We start from the raw sequence: 15,680 nt of genomic DNA on the forward strand, positions 1-15,680 counted from the left end.
GAGCGGTCATGGTCAGGATCGGACCTGTGCAACTGCTGACGGTCGAGTTCGGACCCGACGCGAAGTTCGAGGGCAGGATCATCGACGAGCTCGTGGCGCTCGACCGCAGCGGCCAAGTCCGCTTGCTGGACCTGCTCTTCGTACAGAAGGAGGCCGACGGAAGTCTCGTCACGCTCGACTACCAGGCCGAGGGCATGGGCCAGACCGTCGCCGCGCTGCTCGGCATCTCGCGCGACGTGCTGGAGGGCGCGGAGGCGGAGTTCCCGTCGCTGGCCGAGGGGAACGCCTTCGGCCTCGCCCCGGACGACATCCTGGGCCTGGCGGGTCAGCTGTCCCCGGGGACCGCCGCCGGCTTCGTCCTGCTGGAACACACCTGGGCCAGGGAGCTGAGGGCGGCGATCCGCGACGCGGGCGGCGTGCCCGTCGCGGAGGGCTTCCTCACGGAGGAGTCCCTCGGCCTGGTCGTCGTGGAAATCACCGAAGCCGTCGCGCGACTGGACGAGGCGGCCTCGGAACAGAACCGTAAGGGCCGGGCATCCGGCCGGGACACCAGGAGGTCCTGATGACCGATCTCGTCGTGCTCGGTTTCTCCGACAAGGAGAAGGCCGAATCCGTACTGCGCCTCTCGAAGGACCTGTCCAAGCAGGAACTTCTCGACCTGGAGGACGCGGCGCTCGCCTGGCGGACCCCGGACGGCAAGATCCACGTCCGGCAGTCCTTCAGCCCCACCGCGCACGGGGCCGCCGGGGGTGCCCTGTGGGGCACGCTCTTCGGCCTGCTGTTCCTGATGCCGGTGTTCGGTGCGGCGGTCGGCGCGGGCACGGGCGCGCTCGCCGGGAAGCTCACGGACGTGGGGATCAACGACGCGTTCATCAAGGAGATCGCGGGCACGCTGGAACCGGGCCGGGCCGCCGTCTTCGCGCTCGTCCGCCGTTCGACGCCCGACCGGGTGCGTGAGGCGCTGCGTCCGTTCGGTCCCACCGTGCTGCGTACGTCGCTGACGAAGGAGCGCGAGGAGGAGCTGGTCGCCGCCCTGCGGTAGCGACGACCTCCGAACCGCCCGGCCGAAGTTCACCCGGGTGAGATGTGGCCCGCACCGGTCCGCGGCTTCCCGGTGCGGGCCACACTCTCGTCTGGCGGACGTCCACTGCGCTGGGAGCGAGGTATCGTCGATGGACGAGCGGACGGAACGACGGCGCCCGCCGGACAGCTCTGTCAAACCCCCCTCGACCCGGGCGCCCCGCCTGTCGCCTCCCGGTGTACCGCCGCTGCCGACGTGGCTGGTCCCCCGCCCCCGTCTGACGGACCGCCTCTCGCTGGGCGTGCTGGGGCCGTTGACGGTGGTCGTGGGGCCGGTGGGGGCGGGCAAGTCGGCTCTCGCGGTGGAGTGGGCACACACCCGGCGTGCGCCGGGGCCGGTGGCGTGGGTCACCTGCGACGGGGCGGAGGAACAGCCGGACGTCTTCTGGCCCCGAGTGCTTGCGGCGCTGCGAGAAGCCTCGGTGGACCTACCGACACTCCCCCCGCCTCCGACACCACGGCCCCCGGACCTGTACGGCCCCACCACCGACGACGACGGCGGCACGACCCTGTACACCGCGACCGCCCAGAACGGCACACCCCAGGACGCCGTACTCCAGGCTGCCACGGGCGCCACGGGCCAGGACGGTTCGCTCCTGGACACGGGGCGCTACGAAACCGCCGACCAGGGCCGTACGGACCAGGGCGCGGGAGTCCGCGCCGTCGTCGGCCAGGGCCGCACGGCGCCAGGCACAGGGGGCTACGGGGGCGGCGTGCCAGGCGCGGAGGTCGCGTCGGCGGCGGGGCCGTACGGTGGCCGGACCGGGGGCGGGCCGGCGGTCGCGTCCCCGGACGCGAACGGTCTCGACGGCCCGCCCCTCACCCGCGCAGCCGCCGCCGACGGCCTCGAACCGCACGCGTTTCCGGCCGCCGCCGGACCACCCGGCACCGCCGCGGCCGGACAGCCCCTTCTCGTGGCCGCCCTCGCGGCCGGACTCGCCGCCCGTCAGGAGCCCGTCGTCCTCGTACTGGACGACTTCCAGCCGGAGAGCGGCTCACCGGTCGCCGAGGGCATGGTCCGGCTGCTCCGGCACGCCACCCCCGCGCTGCGGCTGGTCGTCGTCTCGCGCAGGGACCCGCCCCTTCACCTTCACCGCTACCGGCTGGCCGGCGACCTCACCGAACTGCGCACCGGCGACCTCGCCTTCGACGACCGCGAGACGGCGGCACTGCTGGCACAGCACGGCGTCGAGGTGCCCCGCCCGGTGGTGAAGACCCTGCGCGAGCGGGCGGACGGCTGGGCCGCCGGCCTGCGGCTGGCGGCCATGTCCATGCAGAGGCATCCCCATCCGGAGCGCTTCGTCGCACGCTTCGCCGGCGAGGACGAGGCGATCGTCAGCTACCTCGTCGAGGAGGTCCTGGACGGCCAGCCCCCGGCGATGCGCCGGCTCCTGCTGACGACCAGCGTGCTGGACCATCTGAACGCCGAGCTGGCCACCCAGGTCGCGGGGCAGGAGGCCGGCCGTCACTTCGCCGCCCTGGTCGCGCAGAGCTCGTTCCTGCAGCACACCGGCCACGGCTGGTACCGGTGCCACCGGATGTTCGGCGACGTACTGCGGGTGCGACTGCGCCACGAGGCACCGGACCTCGTGCCCGCCCTGCACGCCCGCGCGGCCGAATGGCTCGGCGAGCACGGGCTCCTGGCCGAGGCCGTACGCCACGCCCTGGCCGCCGACGACCTCGGCTACGCCGACCGTCTCGTCGTGCATCAGCTGGCGATCGGGCAGGTTCTCGCCCTGACGAGCACCCGCCTGCCGGGCGAACTGCTGACACGGACGCCGCCCGCGGACTCCACGGCGGCGTCCCGGGAGGCCCTGGGGCCGGAGTCCGCGCTCGTCACCTCCGCCGCGGCGCTCGCCCGGGGCGACGGACCGGCCTGCACACGGCACCTCGCACTGGCCGACCGGCTGATCGGTGACCTGCCCGGGGACGCCACCGACCGGATCGCCCGGTGCCGGCTGGCGCACTCCGTGATCCGGATGGCGAGGGACCGCCCCCGGCACCTCACGGCGGCCAGAACCGCCGCCGCGGAAGCCGAACGGCTCTTCACCCGGCTGCCGCGCGGCCTGCTGGAGGACCGGCCGGAACTGGTGGCGCTGACCCTGTCGGTCCGTGGCCGCGCCGAACTGCGGGAGGGCGACCTCAAGGCGGCCGAGACGTCCCTGACCACGGCCCTCAAGGCAGCCTGCGCCGCCGAGAACGGCGTCCTGCGCCGGGACTGCCTCTCCGAACTGGCCCTGCTCGAGGTGCTGCGCGGACGGTTCCGGGCCGCGGACCAGTTCGCCGGGCACGCCCGGCACCCCGTGTCGCAGGCCTCGTCGGAGCCGGATCCCTCCCTGTCCGTGCTGCACGTCGTACGGGCCTGGATCGGCCTCACCCGCCTCGACGCGCAGCGGGCCCGCGGCGAGCTCTCCCGGGCGCACACCACGCTGCGCCAGGTGCCCGACCCCTTCGTGACGGGCGTCGGCTCCCTCGTCGCCAAACTCGTGTCCGCCGTGGAGACCGGCACGGCGCGTCCCGAGGCCCTGGACACCATCCCCGACCTCACGGCGGACGGCTGGCTCGCCGAGGGGCTGCGGCAGTCGGTCAGACACGCGTGCGCCGCCACGCTCGGCGAGGCACGTGCCCGCCGGCTCCGGCCGGTGCCCGGCACGCCGGAGCCACGGCCGCGGGACGACCGGCCCCCGGTCGAGTCGCTCAGCGCACGCGAACGCGATGTGCTGCGTCATCTCGCGCAGATGATGACGACGGAGGAGATCGCCGACGAGCTGTACGTGTCGGTCAACACGGTGAAGACGCACCTCAAGAGCGTCTACCGCAAGCTCGCCGTGACCAGGCGTTCGGCCGCGGTACGGCGAGCCCGCGAGCTGGAACTGCTGTGAGACGAGCATCGCCGTGAGGCGTGGCTTGCCGTGCGGCGTGGATCGCCGTGGGATGAGAACTGCCGTGAGGCGAGAACCGCTGTGCGGCGAGAGGCCGCGTCCGCTCAGAGGAGCCCCAGCTGCCTCGCGCGGGCGACCGCGTCCGTACGCGAGGACACCCTGAGTTTGCGGTAGACGGCCCGCACATGGCTTTTCACCGTGTTGTGCGAGACGAAGAGCTCCGCGCCGATCTGCCGGAGCGGCGCGTCCTCCTGAAGCCTGACGAGCACCGCGTGCTCACGTTCCGTCAGGAGGCCGACCGGTGTCGCGAGGTCCGGGCGTCCGGGGTCGGCGGGAGGCACGGCGGCCAGCGCGGCCGACGCCTCGTCCAGGAGCATGTTCGTACTGTGCGGGTCGCCCGACTCGGCGGCGATGTCCATGAGCGCGTCGGCGACCCAGACCAGACAGGCCGCCACCACGGTGTCCGCGTCCTCGGCGGCCCGGTCCAGGGCCCGTAACCGGCCCTGGAGCACGGAGACCCGCTCGAAGTCCGGCCCTTCGAAGTGCGCTTGCCTACCTCTCCGTTCGGCGTTCAGCACGGTGGACATGTGACTCACCTCCTCAGCGGTGGGCGGAAGGCGGTACACAGCCACCGTGGGAGCTGGATCTTGGGACGGGAAGGGTACTTAGGGCCAATTCACCCCGATGTCGCACCGTGTCTACGACGTGTCGGGGGAAGCGGGGTCCTCACCGGGACCGCGTCCCTCGGGCAATCGGCGCACTTCGACCAGTTCCAGTCCGAGGGCCTGGATGCGGTCCAGGATCCCGTACAGAGCCGCCTGGTCGAGCCGGGCACCGTGCAGGACGGTCTCCGGCGGACTGACCGTGACCGTCAGCTCGGCGAAGGCGGAGCGGAAGGCCTGGGAGACCCTGCCCTTGATACGGATCTCGAAGTCCCCGCCCACGGGCCGCGCCTCGCCCCGCTCGGGTCCAGGGCGTTCCTCCGCCGTTCCCATGCCGCGCCACCTCCGCTGCCCGGGGCCGGGTCACCTCACCATTCTCCCGGGCCGGGCCGTCTGCACATCACACAGCGGGGGTGACGGCGGCGGCCCGCTTCGGTACCCGCACGGTCAGGACACTCATCCACAGCGGGTGAAGCTCGGTCTCCTGGAGCGGCGGGATGCTCCTGTCCCCGACAAGGAGGTACCCGACATGGCTGAGCAGACTTCGGCAGGGCAGACCCGGCAGGGCCCACCCCCGCAGGGACCCCGGATCAAGCCCCTGATGGTCGGCGGGGTCGTCTTCGCCGTCTGCATGATGGCCATCGTGGGCGCGTACCAGGTGTTCGTCGGCATGGGCGCGTTGATGGAGGACAACTTCTACACCCGGGCCAACGACTACCCGTACGACCTCAACATCAATGTGTGGGGCTGGGTCCACCTGTTCTCCGGGCTCGTCATCCTGGCCGCCGCCTTCACCGTCTTCAAGGGCAAGACGTGGGCGCGCGTCGTCGGCATCACGGTCGCCGCGCTGAGCGCGATGGAGAACTTCTTCTTCACCCCGTACTACCCGATCTGGTCGATCATCATCATCGCGTTCGACGTGCTGGTGATCTGGTCCCTGGCCAGCTACGGCCACGCACAGGCCCACAAGGTCTACGGGGCGCCGTAGCCGCATTTCGTCCGTCCGGGGCCGCTCACCGTGCGCGGTGGCGGGCCGACGGCAGGGCCAGCCGGGCGATCCGGGGCCAGTCGAGCCGCGGCAGCGGCAGGCGCGTCCCCGGACGCTCGCGCGGCACCAGGACACGCAGCGCACCCGGCAGCGCCTCGCAGCGCACGGGGACGCTCAGGTTCAGTGCCTCTCCGTCGACGCCGACCGATCCGCTCCGGTCGGCGTCGACGACCACCTCCCGCGCGGTGACCCGGGTCAGACCGCCGGCCCGGCGTCCGCGCAGGAGTCCGGCGGCCTGGGCGGCGCCGGCCACGTCGACCCCGACGACCCCCAGCTCGCCGCCGTCGAGCCGGGCCCGGCGGCCGAGCCCCGCGATGTCGCCCGTCCCGTAGGGGTTGTTGCTCACCAGCAGCGCCTGCGGTGCCTCGAAGTCCGCCTCACCGGCCCGGGCGGCGAGACGCGCACCGCGATGGCCCACGAGCAGGTCGGGGAGGAGTTCCAGGGTCGTACGGGTCTTGCCGTCTCGGTAGGCCGGGCTCTGCACCACCTCGGCGTACGCCCCGAACGACACGTTGTTCACGAAGGGGTGGCCGGCCGCGCGGCCCAGGTCTACGCGGACCAGCACTCCGTCGGTCAGCGCGTCGAGCGCCTTCGCCGGGTCCTCGCGGTCGAGGCCGAGGTCGAGCGCGAAGTGGTTGCGGGTGCCGGCCGGCACCACCAGGAAGGGAAGGTCGAGCGAGGCGGCGACGTCGGCGACCAGTGCCTGCGTGCCGTCCCCGCCCGCGACGCCGAGGAGATCGGCGCCCTCGGTCGCGGCCTTGCGCGCCAGTTCGGCCACGTCGGTGTCGCCCGGCCCCTCCAGGAGGAGGACCTTCGCGCCCAGCGCCTCGGCCTTCTCCCGCAGCGCGAACCGCTCCACCTTGCCGCCGCCCGAGCGCGGATTCATGATCAGCACGGGGTGCCGGACCCGCGGGGCGGGGTGCTCCGGCATCCGTCCCGGTCCGGCGGCGCCGACGAGGGCTCTGCGGCCCGCGCCGACCGCGACCATCAGCAGCGCCCCGGCCACGGCGACGACCCACGCCAGGTGGGCCCGGGTGTACGCGACGACGATCCACACGGGTGCGGCGACGGCCAGCACCGCGGCGAGCAGCCGCCACACGCTCCGCCGCGTGAGCACCCACCAGAGGGCCGCCGCCGTGACCGCCAGTCCGGTCAGTCCCACCGCCAGCAGGGCGATGGTCCGCAGTCCCGCGAACACGCCCAGCACCAGTACCGCCGCCGCTGCCGCCGCCAGCGCTCCGCGCGCCGACCACCGCTGCCCCCGTGTAGTGGGTTCCATGGCGTGATGATCGTTCGTGCTCTGGGAGGGCGCATCACCCCCGGGAGGGGATCCGTCCTTCGCCGGTCCGGTCAGTCCCAGCCAGGGGCTGAGGAGGGCGTCGTGGGCGAGCACGTACCCGATGGCGATCCCGCCGGCGACGATCGCGAAGAAGAAGATGAGCCAGGACAGCACCGTGAAGACGGAGCCGAGCGGCCCGTACCGCCCGACGCTCAGCTCCAGTGAACGGGGCAGCCAGAGCCCGGACACGGCGGAGTACAGGACGACACCGACCCCGGTGAGCAGGGCGCCCGGCAGCAGCGGCAGCCAGGCCACCCGCCCGGCGAGGAGCAGATGCTGCGTCCACCACCACATGAGGACCGCGGCGATCGTCTGGAGGGGGAACCCCAGGGCGGCCCCGGCGCCGAACCCGTCGCGCAGCGTCCCCTGGGCCACCAGCACGACGACCCAGACCAGGAGCCACACGCCCCAGCGCCACACCACGGTGCGCAGTCCGGAACGCGGCAGGTGCCAGGCGCGCTCGCACAGCCTCTGCAGGGCACGGCTGAAGGCGGTCGCGGACAGGAGCGCCACCAGCACCCCGACCGCGCCCCAGGTCTCCAGCGACTCGGAGCCGCCCCGGTAGACCTGGTCCACCTGGGTCAGGACCGGCCCCTTGGTGCCCAGCTGGGCGCGGAGCGTGCTCACCAGTTCCCGGCGGATCGCGGGCGGGGTGAAGGACGCGATGGCGAAGAGCATCGGCAGCGCGGCGAGGAAGGCCTGCGCGGCGAGACGGGTGGCCATGTCCAGGATGCTCACACTGACGAGCTGTCGGCCGACGGGGCCCCCGATCCGGCCCGTCACCGTCCGGGCGAGCCTCGTGAACACCATGCCCGTGCCCTCCCGGCCCCCGGAAACCTGTCGGCACGTCACCTTCTTCCCCGCCGGGCCGCCGCGCCTCGCCCGGGGCGGGTGACACGGACCCGGGAGGCCGGGCCGGCGGTCCATCGCCTACCGTGCCGGTGTACCGACGACGAGGAGACGGTGATGACGCACGAGGCGCTGGTCATGGGGATCGGCGGCAAGGACCCGCAGCTGGACCCGGAGGCGTTCGTGGCGCCCACGTCCGTGGTCATCGGGGACGTCACGCTGCGGCCGGGCGCGAGCGTCTGGTACGGCGCGGTGCTGCGCGCGGACTGCGGTCCGATCGTGATCGGCGCCGACAGCAACGTCCAGGACAACTGCACGCTCCACGTCGACCCGGGTTTCCCGATCAGCATCGGGGAGCGGGTGTCCATCGGGCACAACGCCGTGGTGCACGGGGCGGTCGTCGAGGACGACTGCCTGGTGGGGATGGGGGCGACGATCCTCAACGGGGCGGTGATCGGGGCGGGGTCGCTCGTCGCGGCGCAGGCGTTGGTGCCGCAGGGGATGCGGGTGCCGCCCGGGTCCCTGGTCGCGGGCGTTCCCGCGAAGGTGAAGCGGGAGCTGAGCGCGGAGGAGCGGGAGGGGGTCTCCCTGAACGGCGTGTTCTACGTGGAACTGGCGAAGGCGCACCGGGACGCCCACGAGGGGTAGGCCGGGGGCCGATTGGGGGGTGCGGGGCTGCTGCCGCCGGGCGCGCAGTTCCCCGCGCCCCTGAGAGCGGCTCTTGCTGGGCCGGTTGGCCGGTGCGGGTCCGCTGCCGCCGGGCGCGCAGTTCCCCGCGCCCCTGAGAGCGCCTCTTGCTGGACCGGTTGGCCGGTGCGGGGCTGCTGCCGCCGGCCGCGCAGTTCCCCGCGCCCCTGGGAGCGCCGTCGTGGCTCGGTGCGCCTTTCCCCGCGCCCCCAAAGCCGAAGAGGCCTGGCTGCGCCCGCCTGTTTCGCAGGCGGCTCAGTCCGTTGCCGGGACCGGTTCCGACGGAGTCGTCTCGGTGTCCGTTTCCGCCGTCATCCTCTTCGCCTTGCGCTTCATGATCAGCATGGAGGCCGCGCCGATGAGGACGGCGAGGACCAGGCCCAGCCAGGAGAAGCGCTTGAGCCAGGATTCGGCGACCACGCCGACGTAGTAGATGACCGCCGTGGTGCCGCCCGCCCAGATGATGCCGCCGAGGACGTTGGCGATCAGGAACTTCCAGTACGGCATGCGCAGCACACCCGCGAGCGGGCCCGCGAAGATACGCAGCAGGGCGATGAAGCGGCCGAAGAAGACCGCCCACATGCCCCACTTCTCGAAGGACCGCTCGGCGGTGGCGATATGGCCCTCGCCGAAGTGCTTGGGGAACTTCGCGCCGAGCCAGGCCAGCAGCGGTCGCCCGCCCTTGCGGCCGATGGCGTAGCCGATGGAGTCCCCGATGATCGCGCCGGCCGTCGCGCAGGCGCCGAGGATCACGGGGTTGATGTCACCGTGCTGGGAGGCGAGCAGCGCCGAGGAGACGAGGATGATCTCGCCCGGCAGCGGAATGCCCAGGCTCTCCAGGCCGATGACCAGACCCACCAGCGCGTAGATGCTGACCGCAGGCACCGTCTCTAGCCATTCCTGGACGTGCAACGCCGGTTCCTCCCGATCACCGCGGTCCGGGCCGGGCCCGGCGTGCGCTCGGTCGCGCGCACGCCGGGAAGCCTACCGGTTCACGCCCCCTGTCCGACGGCCCGTCGGGACCTCATACGGCCACCGTCGTGCGCAACCGCAGGTCACGGGACGAGGCCCCGATCCATACCGTCCGCCGCCCGCCGCCGAGCACCCAGCCGGACCGGCCCGGGTCCCACGAGGACAGCGTGCGCTCGTCGACGCGCACGGTGACCCTGCGCGACTCCCCCGCCTTGAGCGTCAGACGTCGGTAACCGCTCAGTACGCGCGCCGCCTGGTCGAGCCGGAGCCGCGGCGAGGGGCCGACGTAGACCTGCGGGATGTCGACGCCGGCCCGCCGCCCGGTGTTGCGCACGGTGAAGGCGACGTCCAGCCCGTCCCCGGTCCGCTCCACCGCCAGGTCCTCGTAGGCGAAGGAGGTGTACGAGAGTCCGTGCCCGAACGGGAACAGCGGCCGTACGCCCTTGGCGTCGTACCAGCGGTAGCCGGCGTGGATGCCCTCGGAGTACTCCTCGACGCCGCTCACGCCGGGGTAGCGGCGCGGTTCGCCGGCGACCGGGTGGCTGTCGTCGTCGGCCGGGAAGGACTGGGTGAGCCGTCCGCCGGGGTCGCAGTCCCCGAACAGGACGGCCGCGGTGGCCGCCGCCCCCTCCTGGCCCGGGTAGTACATCTGCAGCACGGCGGCGGTCCGCTCCAGCCAGGGCATCGCGGTCGAGGACGAGGTGTTGAGGACGACGGTGGTGCGCGGGTTCGCCGCGGTCACCGCCTCGATCAGGCCCGGCTGGTGGCCGGGGAGGGCGAGGGTCGTGCGGTCCTGGTTCTCGGTGGCGTCCTCGTAGGCGAAGAGGACGACGCTGTGCGCGGCGGACGCGGCCCGTACGGCCTCGGCCACGTCCTGGGCGCGGGTCGCGCCGGTGACGCGCCGCAGACGGAACGTCTGCCCCGTCTCCCCGCCCTTCGCGGTGATCTCGATCCGGTGCCTGCCGGGGCCGAGGTCGAGCGTCTTGCGCCGTACCGCGAGGCCGTCGGGGGCTGCCGACACCAGTCCGCCCGCGAACTGCTCGGCGAGCCCGGCCACCACGGGGAAGAGTTCCGTCCCGTCCAGGAGCACCCTGGGCCGCGTACCGGAGTAATGGATGACGAACGTCCACTCGTCGGCGTCCTCGACGGTGAGTGTCCCCTCGTACGTCCAGGTCTTCCCGGCGGCGATCCGCTGCGCCTCGGGGGTGATGCCCGCCGACAGGGCGTTCTCCGGCAGGGGTTTGCCGAAGAGGTCCTCGCCGAGTGCGTACGAGATCCGGGCGTCCTTGCCCGCCCGCGACCTGATGGCTTCCAGCGGGCTGTCGGCGTGGTCGGGGACAACATGGGCGCTGCCGCCGCCGCTGACGAACGGCAGGGAGCCGGTGGGGCCGACGACGGCGATGCTGCGGGCGGCCTCGCCGGTCAGGGGCAGGGCGCCGCTCTTGTTGTGCAGGAGGGTGGCGCCCGCCTTGGCGACCTCCAGGGCGACGGCCGCGCCCGCCGCCGGGTCCCGGCGCGGGCGGGCGGGGGCGCTGCCGTCGAGCAGGCCGAAGTCGTCCATCGCGGTGAGGATCCGGCGTACGGAGCGGTCGACGTACTCCTCGGAGACGCTGCCGTCCTGGACCGCCTTCTTGAGGGCGGCCCCGAAGTACCTGCTGTTCGGCATCTCCATGTCGAGGCCCGCGGTGAGCGAGGCGACGGTGCTGTGGGCGGCGTACCAGTCGGTCATCACCCAGCCCTCGAAGCCCCACCGGTCGCGCAGGACGCCGGTGAGGAGTTCCGCGTTCTCGCAGGCGTAGACGCCGTTGACCTTGTTGTAGGCGCCCATGGCGGCGCGGGCACCGGCGCCGACGGCGGCCTCGAAGCCGCGCAGTTCGACCTCGTTGAGGGTCTGCTCGTCGACCCGGACGTCGACGGTCTCGCGGTCCTTCTCCTGGTTGTTCATCGCGTAGTGCTTGACGGTCGCGATGAGGCCCTGGCTCTGGATGCCCTTGATCTCCTCGGCGACGAGGTCGGCGGAGAGCAGCGGGTCCTCGCTGAAGGTCTCGAAGTTGCGGCCCGCGTACGGGGTGCGGACGAGGTTGACCATCGGGGAGAGCAGCACGTCCTGGCCCAGCGCGCGGCCCTCGTGGCCGATGACCCGGCCGTAGCGGCGGGCGAGGTCCGGGTCGAAGGCGGAGGCGAGCAGGACGGGTGCGGGCAGGGCGGTGGCGCGCTGCTTGACGCGGACTCCGGCGGGGCCGTCGGCGAGGCGCAGGGGCGGGATGCCGAGCCGGGCAACGCCGGGTACGTAGCCGGCCTGCCCCAGGGCCTTCGGGTCGGTGGCGCCGTGCAGCAGGGAGATCTTCTCGTCCAGGGTGAGCCGGTTGAGCAGACTCTCGACGCGGGGGCCCGCGGCCGGCTCCCGTACGGACGCCCGGGCCGGCGCGGGGCCGCCGGTGGTCGCGGCGAGGGCCACGGCGGTCGCGCCGCCCAGCAGGCGCAGGGCGGACCGGCGGGACACCGGCCGACGGGAGACGGGGTGGGACATGAGGCGTCACTCCTCGTTGGGTGCGGGCACGAGGAGGTGAACCGCGGGGCGCGCGGGCGGCCGTGCTGGTTCGCCCTCCGGACGCACTATGCGACAAAAGGGACGTGACGGGCCGTTAGGCACCACCGTCACGGCAGAAAATATGACCGCACCGGCCGGATCAGCACGCCGGTGCAGCACGCAGGCCGGAAGGCCGGCCGGCCGGCCGATCAGAACGACGGGCCCGCCAAGGACTGCTCCGTCCAGATGATCTTGCCGTCCTGGGTGTAGCGGGTCCCCCAGCGCTGGGTGCACCGGGAGACCAGGAAGAGCCCGCGACCGCCCTCGTCGGTCGTCTTCGGATGGCGCAGGTGCGGGGCCGTGGGGCTGGCGTCCCACACCTCGCAGACCAGGGTCCTCGACAGGATCAGCCGCAGCCTGATGGGGCCCTCCGCGTGCCGGATCGCGTTGGTGAACAGCTCGCTGACGACCAGTTCGGTCGTGAAGGTCAGCTCGTCGAGACCCCAGTCGCACAGCTGGCGCGAGGTGCGCTTGCGGACCTCTGCGACCGAGGCCGGGTCACCGGGCAGCTCCCAGGACACCGTCCGGTCCGCCGGCAGCCGGCGGGCCCGGGCCAGCAGCAGCACCACGTCGTCCGGCGGGCGCGCGGGGACCAGGGCGTCGACCACGGCCCGGACGCGGTCGTCCAGGTCCGGGGCCCGCCGTTCGAGCACCTGGCGCAGCCGCTCCCGGTCGGCGGCGGCGTCGCGCCGGTCCGCGGGCCCCTCGGCGGCGAGCAGCCCGTCGGTGCACAGGGCGAGCACACTGCCTTCCGCGAGCCGCAGCTCGACGGACTCGAAGGGCGGTCCGCCGACGCCCAGTTCGGGCCCCGGCGGCAGCTCGGGGAAGTCCACCGTGCCGTCCGGGGCGACGACGGCGGGCAGCCCGTGGCCCGCGGCGGCCATCGACAGCCGGCCGCCGACCGGGTCGTACACGGCGTACAGGCAGCTGGCGCCCTTCGCGCGGACGCCGTCGGCGCGCGGTGCCGTCCCGGGATCGTCCTCCTGTCCGGCCCGGTCGACCAGGTCGTCCAGGTGGGCCAGCACCTCCTCGGGCGGCAGGTCCAGGTCGGCGAGGGTCTGGACGGCGGCGCGCAGCCGGCCCATGGCGGCGGCGGCCTCGATGCCGTGCCCGACGACGTCGCCCACCACGAGCGCGACCCGGGCGCCCGACAGCGGGATGACGTCGAACCAGTCCCCGCCGAGGCCCGTCAGTTCGTCGGCCGGCCGGTAGCAGGCGGCGACCTCCATCGCGTCCTGTTCGGGCAGCCGGTGCGGCAGCAGGTGGCGCTGCAGGACCAGCGCCGCGTCGCGTTCGCGGGTGTAGCGGCGGGCGTTGTCGAGGCACAGGGCGGCGCGGGCCACGAACTCCTCGGCGAGGCTCAGGTCGTCCTGGTCGAAGGGCTCCTCGCGTCGGCCGCGGAAGAACGTGGTGATGCCGAGCGTGGTGCCGCGGGCCCGGACGGGCACGATCATCGCGGTGTGCGGTCCAGGTCCGGGCAGGGCGGCGACCCCGTCCTGGGAGGGGTCGGCGGTCCACGCCCCGGCCAGTGGGTCGAGGCGTTCCTCGATCCAGGACCTGCCGCCGGTCAGCGCGGTGATCGGGGGCGCGTCGGCGCGGTACCGGGCCACCCGGCCGATCCCGGCGGAGTCCCCCGGGGCCTCCTCGTCGGCCGAGCGGTGGCCGGCCCGGCGCAGCGGCACGGCGTCCGGGCCGTCCAGGGGCCCGCCCGTCGGTCCGGGCGCCGGCTCACCGCCGTCGAGGACGGTCTCCAGCAGGTCGACGGTGACGAGGTCGGCGAGCCCCGGTACCGCGAGGTCGGCCAGTTCCTGGGCGGTCCGGGTGACGTCCAGGGTCCGGCCGATGCTCTTGCCCGCCCGGTCCAGGAGGGTCAGGCGCGCGCGGGCCCGGTAGCGCTCGGTGACGTCCACGACGGTGTAGTACACGCCGAGCGGGATGCCCCGGTCGTCGTCGAGCCGGGTGAAGGACATGGCGTGGGCGGTCTCCCGGTGCGGTGCCGAGCGGACCGTGCCGGCGTGTTCGTAGCCCGCCACGCTCTCGCCGCTCTCCAGGACCTGCCGCATCACCCTTTCGAGGGCGGCGGCGTCCAGCCCGGGCTGTATGTCCGCGAGCCGTTTGCCGATGCGCTCGCGGCCGGGTCCGCCGCCGAACTGCTCCAGGGCGGCGTTCGACCAGACGAAGCGCAGGTCGGTGTCGACGATGGCGATGCCGATCGGCGAGTGGGCGGCCATCCGCTCCAGCACCCCGCGGCTCATGCCCCAGCCCGGGGTGCCCGCGGTGTCCGCGGCCAGGGCCACCCAGCGGGGCGGGCCGTCCGCGGACTCCACGGCGGGCAGCACCCGTACGGTGGCGACGACCGGATGGCCGTCCCGGTGGCGCACCGCGAGGAGCCCGGTCCAGCGGCCGTCCCGCACGCACCGGCGGGCCAGCTCGGGCAGGCGGGCGGCGTCCTGGGGCATCAGCAGGTCCGCGACAGGACGGCCCACGGCCTCGGCGCCGCGGTGGCCGAACAGCCGCTCGGCGTCCGCGGTCCAGCCGGACACCGTCAGACGGGCGTCCAGCAGCACCACCGCGGCGTCCGCCACGTCGAACCGGCGCGCCGCCACGCCGCTCTTCTCGCTCGTCGACACCCTGACCCTCTCCGTCGCTGGGAGTGGTCTTCCCGCGTCGTGCCCGGTGCACCCGCGCCGCACGGGCCCAACGTACCGCCGCCCCGGGGCGGTGAGCCCGGCGAACGCACCCGATCAGGGGCGGACCAGCAGCTGGAAGTCGAAGGTGTAGCGGGCCGCCCGGTAGACGTGGGTCCCGTACTCCACGGCCCGCCCGGTGTCGTCGTAGGCCGTGCGCCGCATGGTGAGCAGGGCGGCGCCCGCGGGCTCGCCGAGCAGTGCGCCCTCCTCCGGGGTGGCGCTGCGGGCGCCCACGGTCTGGTGGGCGCTGTGCAGGGTGATGCCCGCGGCCTTCATCAGCCGGTAGAGGCCGGTCGCCTCCAGTCTCGCGGTGTCCAGGTCGAGGAGGGTGGCGGGCAGGTGGTTGCGCAGGTGGGCCACGGGTTCGCCGTGGGTGGTGCGCAGCCGTTCGAGCACGATGACGTCCCGGCCCTCGGGGATGCCGAGGGCCGCGGCGACCTCCGCCGAGGCCGACTCGATCTCGTTGCGCAGCACCCGGGTGGCGGGGCTCTGCCCGGCGGCGGCCAGGTCGTCGTACAGGCTGCTCAGTTCCAGTGAGCGTCTGACCTGGCTGTGCACCACCTGGGTGCCGATGCCCCTGCGGCGTACCAGCAGGCCCTTGTCCACCAGGGACTGGATCGCCTGGCGGACGGTGGGCCGGGACAGGCCGAGGCGGGCGGCGATGTCCACCTCGTTGCCCAGCAGGTCGCCCGGGGCGAGCGCCCCGAGCTCGATCGCCGACTCCAGTTGCTGGGCGAGCTGGTAGTAGAGCGGGATCGGGCTGCCCCGGTCCAGGGCGACCTCCAGCCGGTCGAAGGCCCCGGCGGTGGCCGGACGTGTGGTTCCGGTCTCTGCCACTCGTGCCCCTTCCTGCGGATGTACGTGCGCGGGCCTTCGGATGT

The 15,680-nt window shown here is 73.6% G+C and carries 12 protein-coding genes; 5 read left to right on the forward strand and 7 right to left on the reverse strand.

What is annotated here, in order from left to right; all coding sequences use genetic code 11:
- Positions 1–8 precede the first annotated feature (8 nt).
- The 3 genes from K3769_RS03890 to K3769_RS03900 all read left to right on the forward strand — a co-directional run bounded on the left by K3769_RS03890 (position 9) and on the right by K3769_RS03900 (position 3,962).
- A complete protein-coding gene (locus K3769_RS03890; protein ID WP_267025038.1) occupies positions 9–563 on the forward strand; it encodes a DUF1269 domain-containing protein in 555 nt (184 codons plus the stop codon).
- Positions 563–1,042 carry a DUF1269 domain-containing protein gene (locus K3769_RS03895; protein WP_267025039.1) on the forward strand — a complete coding sequence of 160 codons (480 nt, stop codon included), beginning with the start codon at positions 563–565 and terminating at the stop codon, positions 1,040–1,042. Before K3769_RS03890 ends, K3769_RS03895 begins: the two co-directional genes overlap by 1 nt.
- 130 nt (positions 1,043–1,172) lie before the next feature.
- Positions 1,173–3,962, forward strand: a complete 2,790-nt coding sequence (locus K3769_RS03900) for a winged helix-turn-helix domain-containing protein (protein ID WP_267025040.1) — start codon at positions 1,173–1,175, stop codon at positions 3,960–3,962.
- A 104-nt stretch (positions 3,963–4,066) separates the two neighbouring features.
- On the opposite strand, the gene K3769_RS03905 is transcribed toward K3769_RS03900, so the two are convergent.
- Both K3769_RS03905 and K3769_RS03910 read right to left on the reverse strand, forming a co-directional pair.
- Positions 4,067–4,549 carry a helix-turn-helix transcriptional regulator gene (locus K3769_RS03905; protein ID WP_267025041.1) on the reverse strand — a complete coding sequence of 161 codons (483 nt, stop codon included), beginning with the start codon at positions 4,547–4,549 and terminating at the stop codon, positions 4,067–4,069.
- A 111-nt stretch (positions 4,550–4,660) separates the two neighbouring features.
- Complete coding sequence (locus tag K3769_RS03910) at positions 4,661–4,957, reverse strand: DUF8691 family protein (protein WP_267025042.1); 297 nt, start codon at positions 4,955–4,957, stop codon at positions 4,661–4,663.
- Positions 4,958–5,153: 196 nt separating this feature from the next.
- On the opposite strand from K3769_RS03910, the gene K3769_RS03915 reads away from it, so the two are divergent.
- Entirely contained in the window at positions 5,154–5,612 is a 459-nt protein-coding gene (locus K3769_RS03915; protein ID WP_267025043.1) for a DUF7144 family membrane protein, read from the forward strand.
- 25 nt (positions 5,613–5,637) lie between these two features.
- Here K3769_RS03915 and K3769_RS03920 read toward each other — a convergent pair whose 3' ends face one another.
- Positions 5,638–6,951 (reverse strand): diacylglycerol/lipid kinase family protein, encoded by a 1,314-nt coding sequence (locus K3769_RS03920; protein ID WP_267031240.1) that lies wholly within the window; start codon positions 6,949–6,951, stop codon positions 5,638–5,640.
- Between the two features lie 1,026 nt (positions 6,952–7,977).
- Between K3769_RS03920 and K3769_RS03930 the strand changes: the two genes are divergently transcribed.
- On the forward strand, positions 7,978–8,508 hold the full coding sequence (locus K3769_RS03930) for a gamma carbonic anhydrase family protein (protein ID WP_267025044.1): 531 nt from the start codon (positions 7,978–7,980) through the stop codon (positions 8,506–8,508).
- Between the two features lie 294 nt (positions 8,509–8,802).
- Here the strand turns inward: K3769_RS03930 and K3769_RS03935 are convergent, their stop codons facing one another.
- From K3769_RS03935 to K3769_RS03950, 4 genes are all read right to left on the reverse strand, one after another.
- Positions 8,803–9,459 carry a DedA family protein gene (locus K3769_RS03935; RefSeq protein ID WP_267025045.1) on the reverse strand — a complete coding sequence of 219 codons (657 nt, stop codon included), beginning with the start codon at positions 9,457–9,459 and terminating at the stop codon, positions 8,803–8,805.
- Between the two features lie 112 nt (positions 9,460–9,571).
- Entirely contained in the window at positions 9,572–12,049 is a 2,478-nt protein-coding gene (locus tag K3769_RS03940; RefSeq protein ID WP_267025046.1) for a beta-glucosidase family protein, read from the reverse strand.
- A 209-nt stretch (positions 12,050–12,258) separates the two neighbouring features.
- Positions 12,259–14,739 carry a SpoIIE family protein phosphatase gene (locus tag K3769_RS03945; RefSeq protein ID WP_267025047.1) on the reverse strand — a complete coding sequence of 827 codons (2,481 nt, stop codon included), beginning with the start codon at positions 14,737–14,739 and terminating at the stop codon, positions 12,259–12,261.
- 114 nt (positions 14,740–14,853) lie between these two features.
- Complete coding sequence (locus K3769_RS03950; protein ID WP_267025048.1) at positions 14,854–15,636, reverse strand: GntR family transcriptional regulator; 783 nt, start codon at positions 15,634–15,636, stop codon at positions 14,854–14,856.
- Positions 15,637–15,680 lie beyond the last annotated feature (44 nt).

Origin of the sequence: Streptomyces ortus (assembly GCF_026341275.1) — a bacterium.
Taxonomy (GTDB): domain Bacteria; phylum Actinomycetota; class Actinomycetes; order Streptomycetales; family Streptomycetaceae; genus Streptomyces; species Streptomyces ortus.

Excerpts from the sequence above, each read along its gene's own strand:
- K3769_RS03890 (WP_267025038.1), top strand. The coding sequence starts at position 9 with ATGGTCAGGATCGGACCTGTGCAACTGCTGACGGTCGAGTTCGGACCC.
- K3769_RS03895 (WP_267025039.1), top strand. The coding sequence starts at position 563 with ATGACCGATCTCGTCGTGCTCGGTTTCTCCGACAAGGAGAAGGCCGAA.
- K3769_RS03900 (WP_267025040.1), top strand. The coding sequence starts at position 1,173 with ATGGACGAGCGGACGGAACGACGGCGCCCGCCGGACAGCTCTGTCAAA.
- K3769_RS03905 (WP_267025041.1), bottom strand. The coding sequence starts at position 4,549 with ATGTCCACCGTGCTGAACGCCGAACGGAGAGGTAGGCAAGCGCACTTC.
- K3769_RS03910 (WP_267025042.1), bottom strand. The coding sequence starts at position 4,957 with ATGGGAACGGCGGAGGAACGCCCTGGACCCGAGCGGGGCGAGGCGCGG.
- K3769_RS03915 (WP_267025043.1), top strand. The coding sequence starts at position 5,154 with ATGGCTGAGCAGACTTCGGCAGGGCAGACCCGGCAGGGCCCACCCCCG.
- K3769_RS03920 (WP_267031240.1), bottom strand. The coding sequence starts at position 6,951 with ATGGAACCCACTACACGGGGGCAGCGGTGGTCGGCGCGCGGAGCGCTG.
- K3769_RS03930 (WP_267025044.1), top strand. The coding sequence starts at position 7,978 with ATGACGCACGAGGCGCTGGTCATGGGGATCGGCGGCAAGGACCCGCAG.
- K3769_RS03940 (WP_267025046.1), bottom strand. The coding sequence starts at position 12,049 with ATGTCCCACCCCGTCTCCCGTCGGCCGGTGTCCCGCCGGTCCGCCCTG.